The organism is Providencia sp. PROV261 (assembly GCF_028477945.1).
Taxonomy (GTDB): domain Bacteria; phylum Pseudomonadota; class Gammaproteobacteria; order Enterobacterales; family Enterobacteriaceae; genus Providencia; species Providencia stuartii.
In genome coordinates, this window is record NZ_JAMPMC010000054.1 from 1 (window position 1) to 2,969 (window position 2,969).

The 2,969-nt window shown below is 46.3% G+C and carries 2 protein-coding genes; both read left to right on the forward strand.

Translation table 11 applies throughout. From position 1 onward, the window contains the following. Nucleotides 1-1,238 (forward strand): formyl-CoA transferase (frc, locus tag PR675_RS19765; RefSeq protein ID WP_272582905.1); only part of this gene is annotated, 1,238 nt, incomplete at its 5' end. A gap of 70 nt (nt 1,239-1,308) precedes the next feature. After that, nucleotides 1,309-2,969, forward strand: a 1,661-nt coding sequence (oxc, locus tag PR675_RS19770) for an oxalyl-CoA decarboxylase (RefSeq protein WP_272582906.1), incomplete at its 3' end; no start/stop codon positions are given.

Consider the following 2,969-nt stretch of genomic DNA (forward strand, 5'->3'; position numbering starts at 1 on the left):
TACAAGGTATCAAAGTACTCGATTTCACCGGTGTACAGTCAGGGCCATCTTGTACCCAAATGTTAGCGTGGTTTGGTGCTGACGTAATTAAAATTGAACGCCCAGGCGTCGGTGATGTGACGCGCAATCAGTTAAGAGATATTCCTGATGTCGATGCGCTTTATTTTACCATGCTCAACAGTAATAAGCGTTCTGTTGAACTGAATACCAAAACGCCGGAAGGCAAAGAAGTCATGGAACGCCTGATTAAGCAAGCGGATATATTAGTTGAAAACTTCCATCCGGGTGCTATCGACCATATGGGCTTTACTTGGGAACATATTCAAGAGCTAAATCCACGGTTAATCTTTGGCTCTATCAAGGGGTTCAATGAGAACTCCCCTTATGCAGATGTAAAAGCGTATGAAAACGTTGCGCAAGCTGCGGGTGGAGCGGCGTCAACCACAGGTTTTTGGGATGGCCCACCATTAGTCAGTGCAGCAGCACTAGGCGACAGCAACACGGGAATGCACTTATTAATTGGTCTACTAGCCGCCTTGTTACACCGTGAAAAAACCGGAAAAGGGCAACGCGTGACAATGTCGATGCAAGATGCCGTATTAAACCTTTGCCGTGTGAAGTTGCGCGACCAGCAGCGTTTAGAAAAAGTGGGCTATCTTGAAGAGTATCCTCAGTATCCAAACGGTAAATTCGGTGATGCCGTTCCGCGTGGGGGCAACGCTGGTGGCGGTGGCCAGCCGGGTTGGATCTTGAAGTGTAAAGGTTGGGAAACGGATCCAAACGCATACATCTATTTTACTATCCAAGAGCAAGATTGGGAGCAAACTTGTATTGCTATTGGCAAGCCAGAGTGGGCGAAAGACCCTGCCTACAGCACACCACAAGCGCGCCAACCACATATCTTCGATATTTTTGCTGAAATTGAAAAATTCTTAGCCGATAAAGACAAACATGAAGCCGTTGAATATTTAAGCAAATATGGTGTGCCATGTGCGCCTGTATTGAGCATGCGTGAGATTGCTCGTGACCAATCATTACGCGATAGCGGCAGTATTGTTGAAGTTGAGCAACCAAAACGCGGGACTTATCTCACTGTTGGTTGTCCAATGAAGTTCTCATCATTCACCCCTGAGATTAAGAGTGCGCCACTGTTAGGTGAGCATACCGAGGAAGTGTTAACTGAGTTAGGTTATAGCGCGGAGCAGATTGCCTCAATGCGCGCCAATAAAGCCATTTAACGCGAATAAATGAGGGGGGCGCTAATAAGCCCCCTCCACACTTTCTTTTTACATATTTCATGAGGTGGACATGTCGACTGATCAAACCCAAAATTTGACTGATGGTATGCATATTATTGTTGATGCACTGAAAAAAAATGGCATTGACACAATTTATGGTGTTGTGGGGATCCCTGTGACGGATATGGCTAGGCATGCACAGGCTGAAGGTATTCGTTATATTGGTTTTCGTCATGAGCAATCTGCGGGTAATGCTGCGGCAATCAGCGGCTTTTTAACCCAAAAACCCGGCATCTGTTTAACGGTGTCTGCACCGGGGTTTCTAAATGGTATGGTGGCATTAGCGAATGCGACGACCAATGGCTTTCCAATGATACAAATCAGCGGCTCCAGTGATAGAGCAATTATCGACCTACAACAAGGCGATTATGAAGAGCTGGATCAAATGAATACCGCTAAGCCCTTTGTTAAAGCATCCTACCGAGTCAATAAACCGGAAGACCTTGGTATTGCTCTGGCTCGCGCAATTCGTGCTGCTGTTTCTGGTCGTCCTGGTGGCGTCTATCTTGACTTAACAACCGAAGTATTGGCTGCGGTTATGGACAAAGATGCAGCAGACAAAACAATCTTTACGGTTGAAGACCCTGCTCCACGCCAACTACCTGCGCCTGAATCTGTTGATAAAGCACTTAAATTATTGGCATCGGCAAAGCGTCCGTTGATTATTTTAGGTAAAGGGGCAGCCTATGCCCAAGCGGATGAAAATATTCGTCAATTTATTGAAACAACAGGTATCCCTTACTTGCCTATGTCGATGGCAAAAGGGTTATTGCCAGATAATCACCCACAATCAGCCGCGTCAGCACGTTCCCATGCACTCTCTAATGCCGATGTCGTCGTATTAATGGGGGCACGCCTAAACTGGCTATTAGATCACGGAAAAGGCAAACACTGGTCGCCAGAGACGAAATTTATTCAATTAGATATTGAGCCATCTGAAATCGATAGCAATCGTCCAATAACAGCCCCTGTTGTCGGCGATATCTATTCAAGTGTTGCCGCACTACTTGAAGGGTTAAAAACCACACCAGTGAAGTCACCGAGCGATTGGATGGCTGGGATTGATGAGCATAAGAAAGCAAATAGCGAGAAGATGGCCGCTAAGCTGAATACCGATACATCACCGATGAACTATTTCAATGCATTGCGCGCAATTCGCGATGTGTTAGTCGACCATAAAGACGTTTATGTGGTGAATGAAGGGGCTAACACCCTCGATAATGCACGAAATATCATCGATATGTATGAACCTCGCAAACGTCTCGACTGTGGTACTTGGGGCGTGATGGGGGTTGGTATGGGTTATGCTATTGGTGCAGCGGTCACTAGCGGTAAGCCTGTCGTGGCTATTGAGGGAGATAGTGCGTTTGGTTTTAGTGGTATGGAAATTGAAACTATCTGCCGTTATCAACTGCCAGTCACCATTTTAATCTTTAACAATGGGGGGATTTACCGTGGCGATGGCGTCAATTTACATGGCGATAAGGACCCGTGCCCAACGGCATTAATGGCAGGCGCACGTTATGACAAGATGATCGAGGCTTTTGGCGGCATCGGTTATAACGCAACGACACCAGATGAAATTCAACAGGCGCTAAAAGCAGGTCTTGAGTCTGGTAAACCGACATTGATTAATGTGGTTATTGATCCAGCAGTAGGAACAGAAAGTGG